The following is a 14,947-nucleotide window of genomic DNA, read 5'->3' as shown; positions in this document are numbered from 1 at the left end:
ATTCTGTGGCAGAACCGGCCGGCTGCGAATAGGGCCTCTCTATGCCGTGCATAGCCGGATCGGGGCATCGCGGGGCGACGTCCAGCGCGAGGCCGCCGCCTCGCACGTGTTCAGTTTGGAAGCATCAACGCCACCGAGGCGTCCAGGTGCTCGGACGGCGCCCGGCGAAAGCCCGAGCGCGCGAAGCGCTGCAGCCGTCCGACCACGAAGGCCGTGAGCGCCGAGGCGCGCACCTGCGCGTCCAGGGTGGGCGTGGCGGAGCCGTCGACCGCCGCCCCGTCGCGCAAGGACTGGCGCAGGGTCGCTTCGATCTTGTCGAAGAACTGGTTCATCCGGCTCTGCAGCCGCTCGTTCTCGAACACCAGCGCATCGCCCACCATGACGCGGGTCATGCCGGGGTTCTTCTCGGCGAACTGGACCAGCATGGCGACGATGCGCGCGGCCTGCTCGTGGCCCGGGGCCTCGCGCTCGACGATCTGGTTGACCAGAGTGAACACGCTCTGCTCGATGAAATCGATCAGGCCCTCGAACATCTGCGCCTTGCTGGCGAAATGGCGGTACAGCGCGGCTTCGCTGACCTCCAGCCGGGCAGCCAGCGCGGCCGTGGTGACGCGCTCGGCACCGGGCTGCTCGAGCATGGCGGCCAGGGCCTGCAGGATCTGCACGCGCCGCTCGCCCGGCTTGGGGCGCTTGCGCGTCGGTGCGGCCACCGGTTCTGAACTGCTTGTGGCGCCAGTGGCGCTCGGCTCGTCGTTCTGCATGGGCGCGTGCAAAATGTAAAAAAATGATTCTCGCACGGGAACGTTAGCGCGCGCCAACCGTGCAAGCCCTGCCTGTCGCGCAGAATCGACAAATCATTCACGCTTCCGACACAAGACAGACCATGAGCCCAACCATTCTCGTGACCGGCGGCGCCGGATTCATCGGCAGCCACACCTGCGTCGCGCTGGCCGCCGCGGGCTATGTGCCGCTGGTGCTGGACAACCTGGGAAACAGCGACGTCCGGGTGTTCGAACGGCTGGCGCGAATCATCGGCGAGGCACCGCGCTTCGTGGAGGGAGATGTTCGCGACCGGGCCTTGCTGGATCGGCTGTTCGCCGAGCAGCCGATCGCCGGCGTGATCCATTTCGCCGGCCTGAAGGCGGTCGGCGATTCGGTGGCCGACCCGCTCGCCTACTACGACAACAACGTGCACGGCAGTTTCGTCCTGGCCGCGGCCATGCAAGCTGCCGGGGTGCGCACGCTGATCTTCTCGTCTTCGGCGACGGTCTATGGCGAGCCGGATCACTCGCCGATCCCGGAAGACGCGCCACGCCGACCGGCCAATCCGTACGGCCGCTCGAAGCTGATGGTCGAAGAGGCACTGGGCGACCTTCAGCGTTCGGACCCGACATGGCGGATTGCGCTGCTACGCTATTTCAATCCCGTGGGCGCGCACGAGAGCGGGTTGATCGGGGAGCACCCGCAGGGGCGGCCCAACAACCTGATGCCCTTCGTCAGCCAGGTCGCCGTGGGCTTGCGCGACAAGCTCGCGGTGCATGGCGGCGACTATCCGACGCCCGACGGCACCGGCGTGCGCGACTACGTCCACGTGATGGACTTGGCCGAGGGCCACGTGGCGGCACTGAGGCATGCCGAAAGCCAGCCAGGACTCGCCACGCTCAACCTGGGTACCGGCCGGGGTGCATCGGTGCTCGAGGTGGTGAAGGCTTTCGAGCGGGCCTGCGGCCGGCCCATCCCCTACGAGATCGGTGAGCGCCGCCCCGGTGACGTCCCGGCCTATTGGGGCGATCCGGCACTGGCGCAAGCCACCCTCGGTTGGACGGCCCGCCGCGGTCTCGACCAGATGTGCGCCGACAGCTGGCGCTGGCAGCAGGCCAACCCGCGGGGATACGAAAGCTAGGCCCTCAGCGGGCGCGGATCATCGTGCCGTAGGCCTGGTCGGTGAGGATTTCCAGCAGCATCGCGTGCGGCACGCGGCCGTCGATGATGTGGACCGCGTTGACGCCGCTCTTGGCGGCGTCGAGCGCGCCCTCGATCTTCGGCAGCATGCCGCCGGAGATGGTGCCGTCGGCGAACAGCTCGTCGATCTCGCGGGCGCTCAGGTCGGTCAGCAGCGTGCCGTTCTTGTCGAGCACGCCGGGGGTGTTGGTCAGCATCATGAGCTTTTCGGCCTGCAGCACGGTGGCCAGCTTGCCGGCGACGACATCGGCGTTGATGTTGTAGCTCTCGTTGTTCTCGCCGAAGCCGATCGGGCTCACCACCGGGATGAAGGCGTCGTCCTGCAGCGCCTTGACCACGCTCGGGTCGATCGAGACGATGTCGCCGACCTGGCCGACGTCGTGCTCGAGGTTGGGATCGTTGCGGTCGGCCATCTTGAGCTTCTGGGCCCGGATCAGCCCGCCGTCGCGCCCGGTCAGGCCCACCGCCTTGCCGCCGGCCTGGTTGATCAGGCCCACGATGTCCTGCTGAACCTCGCCGGCTAGCACCCACTCGACCACTTCCATGGTCTCGGAGTCGGTCACGCGCATGCCCTGGATGAAGTGGCCGGTCTTGCCGAGCTTCTTGAGCGCGGCCTCGATCTGCGGGCCGCCGCCATGCACCACCACCGGGTTCATGCCGACCAGCTTGAGCAGCACCACGTCCTCGGCGAAGTCGGCCTGCAGCTCGGGGTCGGTCATGGCATTGCCGCCGTACTTGATGACGATGGTCTTGCCGTGGAACTTGCGGATGTAGGGCAGCGCCTGGGCCAGGATCTCGGCCTTGTCGCGCGGAGGGATGTTGAGGACGGGATCAGTCATGGCGAGCGATGGGAAAAGACGAATTTCCGGATTGTGGCGGAACTCGGCGGCGCCGAGGTTACGGCCGCAGCCAACGCGGCACCTTGAAGCGCACGATCATCAAGTAGGCGGCGACGTAAGTGGCCACGAACAGGACGCAGAAGGCGATCAGCACCAGCGTGTTGTTCCAGAACAGCACCGCCGGCACCACCGTCAGCGCCGCGAAGATCCACAGGTAGGGCGAGGTGCGGTTGTTGCGTGCCAGCAGCTGCCGGGCCTCGTCGTCGGCGAAGGCCACGCGCACGATGCGGCGGAAGATCAGCTGGTGGAAGTGCAGCGCGTCCGCCGTGCCCGGCGACTGGCCGCGCGCCACCTTGCGGTAGATCGAGAACAGCGTCTCCCAGACCGGGTAGATCAGCAGCAGCATCGGGAACCAGGGCGAGACAACGCGGTGCCGCTGCACCAGCGTGACGGCGGCGATGGCGATCACCATGCCCCAGACATAGGCGCCGCCGTCGCCGGCGAAGATCTTGCCGCGCGGGTAGTTCCAGATCAGGAAGCCGAGCGTGGCGCCTACCAGGCAGATCACCATGGCGGCGAGCTGCCGGTCGCCGACCTGCAGCGCCACGTGCGAGATCGCCAGGCAGACCAGCACCGCGACCGTGCCGGCCAGGCCGTTGTAGCCGTCGATGATGTTGAAGGCGTGCGGCAGGCCGCCGATGGCCAGGGCGGCGAACACGATCGCGGCAAAGGGCATGGCCTGCAGCCAGCCATCGACGGCAGGGATGCCGACCCGCGCAAGGCCCAGGTTCAGCACCCAGCACAGCAGCAGCGCCGAGCCGATGGTCAGGCTGAGCCGGTAGCGCACCGACACCTGCTGGGTGACGTCCTCGATGATGCCGCCGAGCACGGCCGGCGCGATGCACAGCAGCGTCAGCGCCGAGCTCTTGAGCGGCCAGGAGACATTGAACGGGTCCGAGCCGATGCCCGCGACCAGCCAGGCGACGCCGGTGCCGATGAAGATGCCGGCCCCGCCCAGCCGCGGCACGTGCCCCTTGTGGAAGCGCTGCGGCATGTCGGCGCCGTAGCGACGTGCATGCCGGCGGGCGCGGCGCATGAACAGCTGCACCGCGAAGGCGGAGAAGAGGAAGCTGATGACGATCAGGGCAATCATGGGTGGTGTTGGGGAACCCTAGAATTCCCGGACGAAATTAGACCATGCCGATGCCCCCCTCTTCCCCTGCCTCCATCACGGTGTCGATCGTGAGCCACGGCCAGCTCGACCTGGTGCGCCCCCTGATGGAGGAACTCGACCGCTTCAGCCGCGGCACGGTCGCCAAGGTAGTGCTGACGATCAACATCCCCGAGACCGACGCGCTCGCCGGCCTGCACTGGGGCTTCGAGGTGGAGCGGATCGAGAATCCGGCCCCGATGGGCTTTGGCGCCAACCACAACCAGGCCTTCGGCCATTGCGCGACGCCGTGGTTTTTGGTGCTGAACCCGGACATCCGCTTCGATCGCGACATCCTGGCGCCGCTGGTCGCCCAGGCGCGGCCGGACAGCGGCCTGCTGACGCCGCGCATCCTCGAGCCCGGCAAGGACGAGCCCGAGCAGCACCGGGCGATCATCACGCCGCACGAGATCCTGGTGCGCCGGCGGCCCGGTTACCAGCGCCCCGCGGTGCCGCACTGGATCCCGGGGCTGTTCATGCTGTTCCGCAGCGACGCCTACCGCGAGATCGGCGGCTTCGACGAGCGCTTCTTCATGTACGGGGAAGATTTCGACATCTGCGCCCGCACCCAGCTCGCCGGCTGGAAGCTGCAGGTGGCGGAAGACCTGCTGGCCCGGCACGACGCCCAACGCGCCAGCCGCACCAGCCACCGTCACCTGTACTGGCACGTGACCAGCCTGCTGAAGGTCTGGAGCTCGGCCGCGTTCTGGCGCTTCCGCGGCGCCCTGCGCAAGGCTCAGGCCTCGGTGCGGTAGAGCCGGCGGAAGCCGCGGATCAGGGGCAGCTTGGTGGCGGCGCCGATGGCGCGGACCATGCCGGGGGTGCTGTGGGAGAGCAGGAAGCGGGTCAGTCGCAGCTTGGTCTTGGCCTTGACGCCGACGTAGGGGTTGGTCAGGACCATCCTGGCGTAGTCGTCGAGGTGGGCGAACATCTCCTTGCGGTACTCGTTGTCGAGCTTGGTGGCCTGGATCGCGTGATCGACGAACAGTTTGCCGAAGCGCGGCATCAGGTAGTCGCGCAGGTAGTAGCGGTTGCGCTTCGGCTCGTCCGGGAACGTGGCGGCGAGCTTCAGGAAGAAGCGGTAGCGGCTGCGGATCATCCGGATGCCGAACGAGGTGCTCTCGGTGTGGATGCACCAGACCGTGACCGCGCGGTCGAGGAAATGGTTGCTGTAGCCCTTGCGGAAGATCCGCATGAACAGATCGTCGTCCTCGAAACCCATGAACTGCGGATCGAAGCCCTGCACGGCGTCGAAGGCCGTGCGGCTGACCAGCGTCGCCGACGGCAGCACGAACATGTCGTAGCGCAAGATGTCGAAGATGCTGGTCTTGGGATGGTCCTTCGAGTGCTGCTTGATGAGTTCGGTGCGCACCACGTTGCCGTCGACATCCGCCTCGTAGAGATCCGCGTAGACGAAGCCGAAGCGCGCGTCGTCACCGGGGATGGCGTTCGCTAGGAGCTCGATGTGGTTAGGAAGATAGAAATCGTCCTGATCCAGGAAGCAGATGTAGTCCGAACGCGACGCCGCCACGCCCGCGTTGCGCGCCGAGCCCTGGCCGCCGTTCTCCTTGTCGATGATTCGGAACGGATAGCGCTCGGCCAGCGCGCCCAGCGCTTCCCGCTCTTCCGGGCGCGAGCCGTCGTTGACGACGAACACCTCATCGGCGGGCACCGTCTGGTTGAAGACGCTCTTGACGGCGCGCTCGATGAAGTCGGCGCCGTTGTAGAACGGGATGACGACGACGACGGTGGGCTTGGCGGCAGCGGGGGAATCGTTGTTGGCGGGCATTCAGCGTGGCTTGTGATTCATCGGGGCGGTCTCAGACGGATTCGAACAGGTCGCGCACGACGCCGCGCGCGCCGCGGCCGAACTTCTCGTAGCGGCCGGTCATGGCTTCGCGCAGCACCGGCACGCACCGTGCCAGACGCGACGCCGGCAGCGCGGCCCGGAATCGCTGGTGTTCGAGCTTGTCGCGCAGCTTCCGGATGGTATCCGCAGCCACCTGGTCGCCCAGCGAAAGCAGGCGTTCGAGCAGCAACTCGGCTTTTCGGGCGCGATCCTGGTGGGTGGTGCCGCGGGATGCCAGGGCCTTGCGGACCTTGCCCATGAAGCTGTCGCGGCGGGCGCCGATCTGGTTGCTTTCGTGCTGGCGGTAGTCGATCAGTTCCTGTTCGAGCACGTCGACCCGGCCGATCGCGGCGGCGACGATGCCCAGCCACTCGTCGTGCAGCCACTCCTTGGGGAAAGGCAGGGCCTGGACCAGCAGGGAGCGCCGGAACAGGGTGGTTGCGCCAGTCACCAGGTTGCGCCGCAGGAAGACGTCGAATGCACGGCCCTCGTGGATCCAGGCACGCTCGAAGGGCTTGACCTCCAGCGCGTGGAACAGCGTGTTGCCGAGCGGCTCGAGCGATCCATCGACCAGGCGGGCATCGGTGTGCAGCAGCAGCAGGTCCGGGCGCGCCTCGAACTCGGCCACCATCCGGGCCAGGCGCTCGGGATGCCAGACATCGTCCTGGTCGCTCAGGGCGATCAGGTCGGCGGTGCAGGCGCTGGCGGCCTGCTCGAAGTTCTTGGTCACGCGGAGGGCCTTGGCGTTGCGAATCGGCCTGAAGCGAATCGACAGGCCCGGACGCTCGCGCTGGCAGGTCTCCAGGGCTTCCTGCGCCAGTTCGACGCAGCCGTCGGTGGAGGCGTCGTCGGACAGGACGATCTCCGAGGGCGGCAAGGTCTGGAGGCAGATGCTGCGGACCTGCTCGCCGATGTAGCGGGCGCCGTTGTAGGTGCAGAGCGCGACGGACACGGAGAGGGTCATGGGGCTGCGGCGCCGGTGATCCAGGGCACGCGAGGCGGCCAGGCCAGGCCGAAATCCTCCGCGTACACGGTGAGATTGGGGTTGTAGGCCGGATCATCGGCGATCAGCTCGCGCCATTTCGAGCGCATGTAGTCCTGCTCCTGGTCGAAACGCTGGCGTTTCGACCGCGAGAAATCGGATCCTCGCGTCGCCGATTCGTGGTGGAACAGCTCGGCGTGGGGAGTCCAGACGTTGCGGTACCCGGCTTCGCGAAGCCGAAGGCAGAAGTCGACGTCGTTGTAGGCGATCTTCAGGTCGACTTCGTTCAGGCCGCCCATCTGTTCGTAGAGCGATTTGCGAACCACGAGGCAGGCGGCCGTCACCGCGGAGAAAGACTGGACCGATGCTCCCCGTTGCATGTAGCCGGCCTCGGTCGCCGGCAGGAACTTGTTGGCGTGACCCGCAACGCCCGTGGCGCCACCGACGCCCAGTAAAACGCCACCATGCTGAACGGTCTCGTCCGGGTACAACAACTTGGCCCCCACGGCGCCAACGCCAGGCTGCATTGCCAGGGAAACCATTTCTTCGAGCCAGGCTGGCGAAATGACCTCGATGTCGTTGTTGATCAAGCCGAGCACAGCGCCGCGTGCATGGCGCGCTGCCATGTTGTTCAAAGCCGAATAGTTGAACGGCTGGGCGTCCCGAATGACGCGAATTCCCGGTTGCCGATCGAGTTCCGCCATGTAGGCCAACGCATCCGGTTCGTCCGAGCCATTGTCGACCAGAAGGATCTCGTAGTTTGGATAGGTCGAGAGCATGACAATGCTCTCGATGCACTGTCGAAGCAGCGACAGGCCGTTGCGCGTCGGAATGATCAGCGTGACCAAGGGCAGTTCGGCAGGGAGCGCGTAATTCACGCGCCTCACACCATCGGCTTCCGTCACGCGCGCCTCGACGCCGCGGCGCTCCAGGTGCTGGTCCAGCGCCCGCGACTCAGCCACCATCGCTTCCCTGCGATCGGTCGATTCGGGCGCATTTCGCGTGTGCCACAGGATGCGAGGAACCCGGTGAATCTGACCCAGGCTCAGACGCTCGACACACCTGAGCATGAGGTCGTAGCCGGCACCTTCGCCGAATTCCTCGCGAAACCCACCGACATCCCTCAGCAGCGCCCTCGAGTAGGCGGCCGTGTGCGAGACGTAGTGCTGCGAATAGAACAGGTCGAGATTCCAATCCGGCTTGAAGCGGGGATCGACTCGGTTGCCATCGATATCGAGGCCGTCATCGTCGCAATAGATGATCCCCGCCCCGCTCCGGCCAACGATCTCGAGGGCGAAATGGCTCAGCGCGCAAGTCGGCAAGACGTCGCCCGGGTCCAGGAACAACACCCAATCACTCTTGACCCACTCCAGTGCATTGTTGAACGCGTTGGCCTTCGAGGTCGGAACGGCGCTGGAACGCACCGTAGTGCGAACCCCCGCGCGGGCGTCCCGGGCAACAAGGCCCTCCACCTCGGCCCGTGCGCCTGCGGGGACGGTGACAACGAGGTCCCAAGCCGCATGGTCCTGGGCTAGGATGGCGCCGATCGACGGCGCCAGCAAGGACACTTCATCAATACTCGCCGCAAGCACGATCGAAAGCGAAGGCCGTACGACATGGCCAGCCCTGCGGACGCAGAAGGGATCCTGCATTCCGGGAGCCGGTGAGTCATACAGACGAATCCACTCGGCGTAACTCTGGTCCCTTCTCAAGGCGGCCGGGCTCGGCGCCGGCTTCCGTCCCAGCTGCCGGCTCAGCCAGCGCAAGGGCGCCGAGAACCGCCAACTGGTCGACTGACGCATGGCCTGGAGCTGTTCCTCGAGCCCTGTGACTTCCGAGGTCAGGAGTCGGACTTGGCGGTGAAGTTTGGCCTTCTCCTCGTCGACGCTGCGCGGGCGGGGGCGGCTCGGCGGATGCGTCGTCGGCAGGGTGGGCTTTGTAAACATCGTTCGTGAACTTCGGCATGGATCGGTGACAAGCCGAGGCTCCGCGGCCCCGGTCTCCGAGGCCGGCTGGAGTCGGACCGGTAAAATTATCGCCCGTCCAGATATCAGGAAAAAAATGCGCTTGCTTTCAGTTGTGCTCTCGGGAGGCGCAGGCTCCCGCCTGTGGCCCGCTTCGCGCCAGGCCTTTCCGAAGCCTTTCATGAAGCTTGGGGACTCAACCCTGCTTCAGCAGGCGATCGAACGAGGGCAGGCCTGCGGCACCGGCGACCTGTTGGTCGTCACCAACAAAGATCACCTGTTTCTCACCAAGGACGTCTTGGCGCAGATGGTTGACCCGCCCGAAGCCACGTTGTTGCTCGAGCCCAAGGGTCGCAATACCGGGCCTGCCATCGCACTGGCGGCGCTGCAGTGCGCCCGACAGTTCGGCGGCGACACTGTCATGCTGGTGCTGTCGGCGGACCACCTGGTACCCGACGTCGAGGCTTTCGTTGCCAGCGCCAGCCAGGCCTTCAGGCTGGCCGAACAGGGAGCCCTGGTGGTTTTCGGCGTCAGCCCGACCAGTCCGGACACCGGTTTCGGCTATATCGAGGTAGAGCATGTGTCGCGCGAAAGCCAGCGAGCCACGCGATTCGTGGAGAAGCCGGACCTTGAGACGGCACAGGAATACCTTGCGACCGGGCGCTACTATTGGAACAGCGGCATGTTCTGCTTCACCGCGGATGCCATCCTCTCGGCCTTTGAGCGCCACGCGCCCCAGTTGCTGACCGCCGCGCGCCGTGCGCTCGAATCGTCGCAGGTGGTGGGCCAGACAGTCCAGTTCGAATTGCACGCCTTCGGATTGCAGCCCGATATCAGCATCGACTATGCCGTGATGGAGCGCGCCGACAATGTCCACGTCGTCCCTGCCAAGTTCGGCTGGAGCGATGTTGGTTCGTGGCCATCGGTTGCAAAGGCCCAGACGCCCGATGCCAGCGGCAACACCATGCCGCCGGACGTCGTCGCCATCGACACCACGGGCACTCACGTGCAGGTCTCCAGCCATAGCCCGAAAGTGGTGGCCACGCTGGGCGTGCACGACCTCGTGATCGTCGACACGCCGGATGCACTGCTGGTGGCGCACAAGGACAGCGCGCAGTCGGTCAAGAGCGTCGTCGACATACTGAAGGCCCGCAGGCACGAAACGGTGCATCTGCCCGCCGTGGTTCATCGCCCCTGGGGCACCTATGCCTCGCTCAAGGAAGAAGACGGCTACAAGGTCAAGCGCATCACGGTGAAGGCTGGCGCGTCGCTTTCGCTGCAATACCACCATCAGCGCGCCGAACACTGGGTGGTGGTGCGCGGCTCGGCACTGGTACAAGTCGGCGACGTCGAGCACCAAACACACCCGGGCGAATACCGCTACATCCCATTGAAGGAGAAACATCGTTTGACGAATATCGGCGAAGACGAACTTGTGCTCATCGAAGTGCAATGCGGAGCCTACCTGGGTGAAGATGACATCGTGCGACTGGCAGACACTTACGGGCGCGTATGAGCCAGGCACATTCGAATTTGCATCGCAGCGCGTGGGGCGACTGGTGGGAAGGTACGCGCCGCACTGACATCTGGTGGACACTCGCCTGGTTCGACATCGTCCTGCGCTATCGGCGCTCGATGCTGGGCCCGTTGTGGCTCACGCTCAGCATGGGCGCCATGATCGGCGGCATGGGGCCGCTCTACAGCTCGCTGTTCGGCACCGAGTTGTCGAAGTTCTTTCCGCATCTGGCGCTCGGGATCATCTTCTGGGGCTTCTTCTCGGCCATGGTGACCGATTCGTGCAACGCGTTCATCGGCTCCTCGAACTACCTCAAGCAAGGCTATTTCCCTATCAGCCTGTTCGTATGGCGCAGCATGGCGCGCAACCTGATCCAGTTCGCTCATCAGATCGTGTTGTACATACCGGTCGCGATCTGGGCCGGCATCTCGCTCGGGTGGTCGGCCCTGCTCTTCGTGCCGGCTTTCCTGCTGGTGCTCATCAACGCTCAGGCAGTGGGTATTGCGCTCGGGCTGGTCTGCACGCGATTTCGCGACGTCACTCAGATCGTGACCAGCGTGATGCAGATGCTGATGTTCCTCACACCCGTGTTCTGGCTGCCCTCCAGCCTGCCCGGCCGCGCGCAATATATTCTGTGGAACCCGTTCGCGCAGATGCTGGACCTGCTACGCACGCCGCTGATGGGTGGTGTGGCCGAAATGCACAACTGGTGGGGCATCCTGGGCTGGACCGCTGTGACACTGATCGTGTCGAGCTTGCTGTTTGCGAAATACCGCCGTCGCGTGGTCTACTGGCTCTAAGGAACCATGGCTTTCATCTCTCTCAAAAGCGTTTCGGTCAACTTTCCCATTTACGGTGCCGGGGCTGCTTCCTTCAAGAAGACGCTTGCGGCATCGGTTACCGGCGGCCGCTTTGGCAAGGAGACCGGCGTCAATGTCGTTCAAGCCTTGAGCGGCATCAACCTGGAACTTAAAAGCGGTGACCGGCTGGGCCTGATCGGCCACAATGGTGCGGGCAAGTCGACATTGCTGCGCACGCTCGCCGGCGTCTACGAACCGTCATCGGGCGAATTCGCGCGCCAGGGCAGCGTCTCTAGCCTGATCGACCCTTCATTGGGCATCGAAGCGGACGCCACCGGCGTCGAGAACATCATGCTGCGTGGCCTCGTGATGGGCATGAGCAAGAAGCAGATCGACGCGTTGACCCCCGAAATCTGCGAGTTCAGTGGGCTCGGGGAATATGTCAACATGCCGGTGCGAACTTACTCAACCGGAATGATGATGCGCCTCGCTTTTTCGATCTCGACCAGCGTCGAGGCGGACATCCTACTGATGGATGAGTGGCTGTCGGTGGGCGATGCGGAGTTCACTGAAAAGGCCGAGCAGCGAATGAAGGATGTCGTTTCGAAGTCCGGCATCCTGGTGCTGGCCTCCCATTCGCCCTCACTGATTGCCAAAGAGTGCAATCGGGTCATCCATATGGAGCACGGGCGGATCGTCGAGCAATAGCTCGATCAAGAGGGCGTTGCGCGCCGCATCGCCCTGATCTCCTCGAGACGGCTCGCAATTCTTCTGCCCGCGGCCTCCAGCGACAGGTTGGTTTCGGCGCTAGCCTTGCCACGAGCCCCGACCTCGCGAGCCAACTCTTGGTCATCGTAGATACGGCGCATCAGTTGCGCTGCATGTTCCTCGGACGGCTCGGCCCACTCCAAATCCGCATCGTACGGAGGGATCGTCTTGCCCAGCTCTACCAGCTTATGATTCACCAGCAGGCTATTGCCGTCATCCATGAAGTCCACGTTGCCCGAGAAATTGGTGGCGATCACCGGCTTGCCCATCAGCATCGCCTCGGCCATCGTCAGGCCCAGGCCCTCACTGCGATGCAGCGACACGTAGGCATCGCACGCGTCCATAAGCGACAGCACTTCGTCAGGGCTGTACACCTGATCGATCACCGTGATTTTCGCGCCGCCGGCCGCAGCGCGCAGTTCCTGGATCTGCGCTGGATGCCGATCGCCGAAAGACGTCTTGAGCACCAGTTGAACCCCATCATCCTCGCCAAACGCCAGCTTGAACGCCCGTATCAGCCCCAGCGGATTCTTGCGCTCCATCACGCTCATCATGTGGAAGGTGAACAGGAACGTGAACGACTTCTCGCTCAGGCCGAAGTAGCTCTTCGGGCGCCTCGCGAACGGCGCCAACTTGACGCCCGGAAACAAGGTCCGCACCGGCACCGACAGCTTCTCGCGCAAGCCCTTCGCAACGAACTCGGTCGCCGCCCACACCTCGTCCACGTTGCCCGCGTGCGCCACCCACGCGTCCGGGATCGAATCGAATTCCCAGTACCAGTAGCCCACGCGGTAGGTGCGCGGCTGGCGCTCGAACAGGTTAGCGCGCCGATATGCATCATCGAAGAAGGGTTCGGGTTGCGTGTGGATGACTGTCACGTCGTGGCATTCCATGCCGCGGAAATCGACGTGGCGCGGGTCGTCCTTGGCATCGGTTCGCACGTCGCGCAGCGAAGTCGACACGCCCGCCAGGCGCACCGCCTCGACCATCGATTCGACTGACACCCTGAGGCCTGACGGATAGCAGAAGTGGCCAATGACATTGATGCCGAGACCGATGAGTTCGTCCGCAATCGCCTGGGGGTCGAGTCGCCCGCACCAATTCCGGACTGACTCGGACAGACCGGCTTCCGGTGACGCCAACCAGACCAGCAATGAGCGTGCACTTTGCCGGTCTACGAGCGCATTTGGCTGGGCTGCTCGCCACGCGTCTCGAGCCCAATAGGTTGTTCGAATCTGCAATGCCGGCTCTTGCCACTGCGGCCATCCGGACGGATCAATCCACCCGCCGGAAGCGCCGTACTCTGCAGCAAACCAGGACGCAAACGCATCGCGTCCGAATACCGTCATCCCGTCGGGGTGCTGTCGCTGCCACGCGGGCGTGAAGTAGTAGGCCAGCATAAGTTCCTGCTCTGGGTCTTGTGCGGCTTCCAAGAACAGCCACCAGACCTCCTCCGGACGCAGCCCCGCTTCGCCCGCGCCACATCGCATAAACCAACGGAAAAGGCCACTCATCCCAGCGGGCGTCAGGCCATGCGGCAGCACCGATCCGAGGACTTCGTTCGCGAGAAACGTCTGTCTTGCACGATCGGGCAGGCTATCCTCCAAAGCGTTAAGGAGGTGCGAAAGGGCGGCTTCGCTCAAACCCAATTCCGCGGCGCCCGCTTGCTGAAGCCAGCCGCCGAGTTCACCCCCACGTCCTCCGCCAAGGCCGGCAGGGAACCGCGCCCGAAGGTCACTGCGCCCGCGCCAAAGGTCGATACAGAAGCGCGCGGCCGACCAACGGTCCACCACCGCGCCGGGCGCGACAGGCGACCAAAGGAAGTGGCTCGCAGGCATGTCGACCAACCGGATCACCTCCGCGTCGGAGAACAGGTCGAGCATCTCCATGGGAGGCACGTCCGCGCCGCGCTGCCGCAGTGCGAGTCGAGCCTGCTCCCCCTCGACGAAGCGAGCCATCTCCGCAACTCGAGCCTCGGCAGCAGCGCGCGCTCGCAAGAACCTCACGCGCTGCCCCATCCGCCAAGGCGTGACAAGCCACCAGGCGCCCTTCGCGATTCGCCTTACGTATCGTCGGATCAGGCTATGCGGCATGACGCTTGAGAAAGTCCTCGTACGCGTGCTGGAGCCCAGCAGCGAGTTGGGTCTTCGCCTTCCATCCTAACGCCGCGAGGCGCCCCACGTCCAACAGCTTGCGCGGTGTTCCATCCGGCTTTGTAGCGTCAAACTTTAGTTCACCCTGGTAGCCCACGGTCGCCTTGACGAGTTCGGCCACTTCGCGAATTGTCACATCCTCGCCGACCCCGACATTGATCAAGGGCGCAACGTCCGGATGAGTCAGCGCGGCGAAACGCTCATCGGGCAATGCAAGAAGGAACATGATCGCGTCCCCGAGGTCGGACGAGTACATAAACTCCCGGCGCGGCCGGCCTGAGCCCCAGACAACTACCGACGACGCCGCCGTGACCTTCGCCTCGTGGAAGCGCCTGATCAGGGCCGGCAGAACATGCGAATGCTCTAGGTGGTAGTTGTCACCCGGCCCGTACATGTTGGTCGGCATCATCGCGAGATAGCGCGTGCCGTACTGCCGATTCGACGCCCAGCAGGACTCGACGCCGGCGATCTTCGCCAACGCATAGGGACGATTGGTCGCCTCCAGCGGGCCGGTCAACAGGTACTCCTCCTTGATGGGTTGGGGGCAGCCCCTCGGGTAGATGCAGGAAGATCCGAGAAAGATCATGCGATCGATCCTAGCCTCGCGCGCGGCATCAAACACATTCAATTGGATGCGCAGGTTGTCGTGAAGGAATTCGACGGGCAGCTTGGAATTGGCCAAGATGCCTCCGACCTTCGCGGCACACATGACGACATGGTCTGGCCGGTGTTCCATGAAGAACGCGCGTGTGGCGGCACGGTCTTGAAGATCGAGTTCGCCATGAGTCCGCGTCACGATCTCAAAATCCGGGTGGTTCTTCAGCGCCAGCATCGTTGCCGAGCCAACCAAACCGCGATGACCAGCGACGAATACCTTCATCTTTTCCATCGGAACTCTCATTGA

At 64.6% G+C, this 14,947-nt stretch carries 13 protein-coding genes; 5 read left to right on the top strand and 8 right to left on the bottom strand.

Annotation, left to right across the window (positions count from 1 at the left end; translation table 11 throughout):
• Positions 1-110: 110 nt before the first annotated feature.
• The gene (gene slmA, locus QZH52_RS31135) at positions 111-761 is read right to left on the bottom strand and encodes a nucleoid occlusion factor SlmA (RefSeq protein ID WP_301814924.1); all 651 of its coding nucleotides are present in this window, start codon (positions 759-761) and stop codon (positions 111-113) included.
• 122 nt (positions 762-883) lie between these two features.
• On the opposite strand from slmA, the gene galE reads away from it, so the two are divergent.
• Positions 884-1,903, top strand: coding sequence for a UDP-glucose 4-epimerase GalE (galE, locus tag QZH52_RS31130; RefSeq protein WP_301814923.1), 1,020 nt, complete (start codon positions 884-886; stop codon positions 1,901-1,903).
• 4 nt (positions 1,904-1,907) lie between these two features.
• Here the strand turns inward: galE and argB are convergent, their stop codons facing one another.
• The gene (gene argB / locus QZH52_RS31125; RefSeq protein WP_286522163.1) at positions 1,908-2,801 is read right to left on the bottom strand and encodes an acetylglutamate kinase; all 894 of its coding nucleotides are present in this window, start codon (positions 2,799-2,801) and stop codon (positions 1,908-1,910) included.
• Positions 2,802-2,859: 58 nt separating this feature from the next.
• On the bottom strand, positions 2,860-3,954 hold the full coding sequence (locus QZH52_RS31120) for an MraY family glycosyltransferase (protein WP_301814921.1): 1,095 nt from the start codon (positions 3,952-3,954) through the stop codon (positions 2,860-2,862).
• Between the two features lie 44 nt (positions 3,955-3,998).
• Here QZH52_RS31120 and QZH52_RS31115 point away from each other — a divergent pair, with 44 nt between their 5' ends.
• Entirely contained in the window at positions 3,999-4,766 is a 768-nt protein-coding gene (locus tag QZH52_RS31115; RefSeq protein ID WP_301814920.1) for a glycosyltransferase family 2 protein, read from the top strand.
• Here the strand turns inward: QZH52_RS31115 and QZH52_RS31110 are convergent.
• From QZH52_RS31110 to QZH52_RS31100, 3 genes are read right to left on the bottom strand one after another with little or no spacing between them, the layout of a single operon-like run.
• Positions 4,748-5,800, bottom strand: coding sequence for a glycosyltransferase family 2 protein (locus QZH52_RS31110; protein ID WP_301814919.1), 1,053 nt, complete (start codon positions 5,798-5,800; stop codon positions 4,748-4,750). The two genes, QZH52_RS31115 and QZH52_RS31110, sit on opposite strands and share 19 nt — an antisense overlap.
• 31 nt (positions 5,801-5,831) lie before the next feature.
• Entirely contained in the window at positions 5,832-6,824 is a 993-nt protein-coding gene (locus QZH52_RS31105; RefSeq protein ID WP_301814917.1) for a glycosyltransferase family 2 protein, read from the bottom strand.
• Positions 6,821-8,788, bottom strand: a complete 1,968-nt coding sequence (locus tag QZH52_RS31100) for a glycosyltransferase family 2 protein (protein WP_301814916.1) — start codon at positions 8,786-8,788, stop codon at positions 6,821-6,823. Before QZH52_RS31100 ends, QZH52_RS31105 begins: the two co-directional genes overlap by 4 nt.
• A gap of 115 nt (positions 8,789-8,903) precedes the next feature.
• Here QZH52_RS31100 and QZH52_RS31095 point away from each other — a divergent pair, with 115 nt between their 5' ends.
• The 3 genes from QZH52_RS31095 to QZH52_RS31085 are packed head-to-tail and all read left to right on the top strand — an operon-like array spanning position 8,904 to position 11,830.
• Complete coding sequence (locus tag QZH52_RS31095; RefSeq protein WP_301814914.1) at positions 8,904-10,322, top strand: mannose-1-phosphate guanylyltransferase/mannose-6-phosphate isomerase; 1,419 nt, start codon at positions 8,904-8,906, stop codon at positions 10,320-10,322.
• The gene (locus QZH52_RS31090) at positions 10,319-11,122 is read left to right on the top strand and encodes an ABC transporter permease (RefSeq protein ID WP_301814913.1); all 804 of its coding nucleotides are present in this window, start codon (positions 10,319-10,321) and stop codon (positions 11,120-11,122) included. Before QZH52_RS31095 ends, QZH52_RS31090 begins: the two co-directional genes overlap by 4 nt.
• Before the next feature lie 6 nt (positions 11,123-11,128).
• The gene (locus tag QZH52_RS31085; protein ID WP_301814912.1) at positions 11,129-11,830 is read left to right on the top strand and encodes an ABC transporter ATP-binding protein; all 702 of its coding nucleotides are present in this window, start codon (positions 11,129-11,131) and stop codon (positions 11,828-11,830) included.
• Positions 11,831-11,835: 5 nt separating this feature from the next.
• On the opposite strand, the gene QZH52_RS31080 is transcribed toward QZH52_RS31085, so the two are convergent.
• Together QZH52_RS31080 and QZH52_RS31075 are read right to left on the bottom strand one after the other, a co-directional pair.
• Entirely contained in the window at positions 11,836-13,848 is a 2,013-nt protein-coding gene (locus QZH52_RS31080) for a glycosyltransferase family 4 protein (RefSeq protein ID WP_301814911.1), read from the bottom strand.
• A 124-nt stretch (positions 13,849-13,972) separates the two neighbouring features.
• On the bottom strand, positions 13,973-14,932 hold the full coding sequence (locus QZH52_RS31075) for a GDP-L-fucose synthase family protein (RefSeq protein WP_301814909.1): 960 nt from the start codon (positions 14,930-14,932) through the stop codon (positions 13,973-13,975).
• Positions 14,933-14,947: the final 15 nt, after the last annotated feature.

The sequence above is a fragment of the Variovorax ginsengisoli genome (assembly GCF_030486595.1).
In the GTDB taxonomy this organism is placed as follows: domain Bacteria; phylum Pseudomonadota; class Gammaproteobacteria; order Burkholderiales; family Burkholderiaceae_C; genus Variovorax; species Variovorax ginsengisoli_B.
The sequence above is the reverse complement of the archived record's forward strand: the minus strand, read 5'-3'. Positions and strand labels throughout refer to the sequence as shown.

What these genes read in the sequence shown, in the direction of transcription:
- QZH52_RS31120 (WP_301814921.1), bottom strand. Translation starts at nt 3,954, where the DNA reads ATGATTGCCCTGATCGTCATCAGCTTCCTCTTCTCCGCCTTCGCGGTG.
- QZH52_RS31100 (WP_301814916.1), bottom strand. Translation starts at nt 8,788, where the DNA reads ATGTTTACAAAGCCCACCCTGCCGACGACGCATCCGCCGAGCCGCCCC.
- QZH52_RS31090 (WP_301814913.1), top strand. Translation starts at nt 10,319, where the DNA reads ATGAGCCAGGCACATTCGAATTTGCATCGCAGCGCGTGGGGCGACTGG.
- argB (WP_286522163.1), bottom strand. Translation starts at nt 2,801, where the DNA reads ATGACTGATCCCGTCCTCAACATCCCTCCGCGCGACAAGGCCGAGATC.
- QZH52_RS31105 (WP_301814917.1), bottom strand. Translation starts at nt 6,824, where the DNA reads ATGACCCTCTCCGTGTCCGTCGCGCTCTGCACCTACAACGGCGCCCGC.
- QZH52_RS31115 (WP_301814920.1), top strand. Translation starts at nt 3,999, where the DNA reads ATGCCGATGCCCCCCTCTTCCCCTGCCTCCATCACGGTGTCGATCGTG.
- galE (WP_301814923.1), top strand. Translation starts at nt 884, where the DNA reads ATGAGCCCAACCATTCTCGTGACCGGCGGCGCCGGATTCATCGGCAGC.
- QZH52_RS31075 (WP_301814909.1), bottom strand. Translation starts at nt 14,932, where the DNA reads ATGGAAAAGATGAAGGTATTCGTCGCTGGTCATCGCGGTTTGGTTGGC.
- QZH52_RS31085 (WP_301814912.1), top strand. Translation starts at nt 11,129, where the DNA reads ATGGCTTTCATCTCTCTCAAAAGCGTTTCGGTCAACTTTCCCATTTAC.
- QZH52_RS31110 (WP_301814919.1), bottom strand. Translation starts at nt 5,800, where the DNA reads ATGCCCGCCAACAACGATTCCCCCGCTGCCGCCAAGCCCACCGTCGTC.
- slmA (WP_301814924.1), bottom strand. Translation starts at nt 761, where the DNA reads ATGCAGAACGACGAGCCGAGCGCCACTGGCGCCACAAGCAGTTCAGAA.
- QZH52_RS31095 (WP_301814914.1), top strand. Translation starts at nt 8,904, where the DNA reads ATGCGCTTGCTTTCAGTTGTGCTCTCGGGAGGCGCAGGCTCCCGCCTG.
- QZH52_RS31080 (WP_301814911.1), bottom strand. Translation starts at nt 13,848, where the DNA reads ATGGCTCGCTTCGTCGAGGGGGAGCAGGCTCGACTCGCACTGCGGCAG.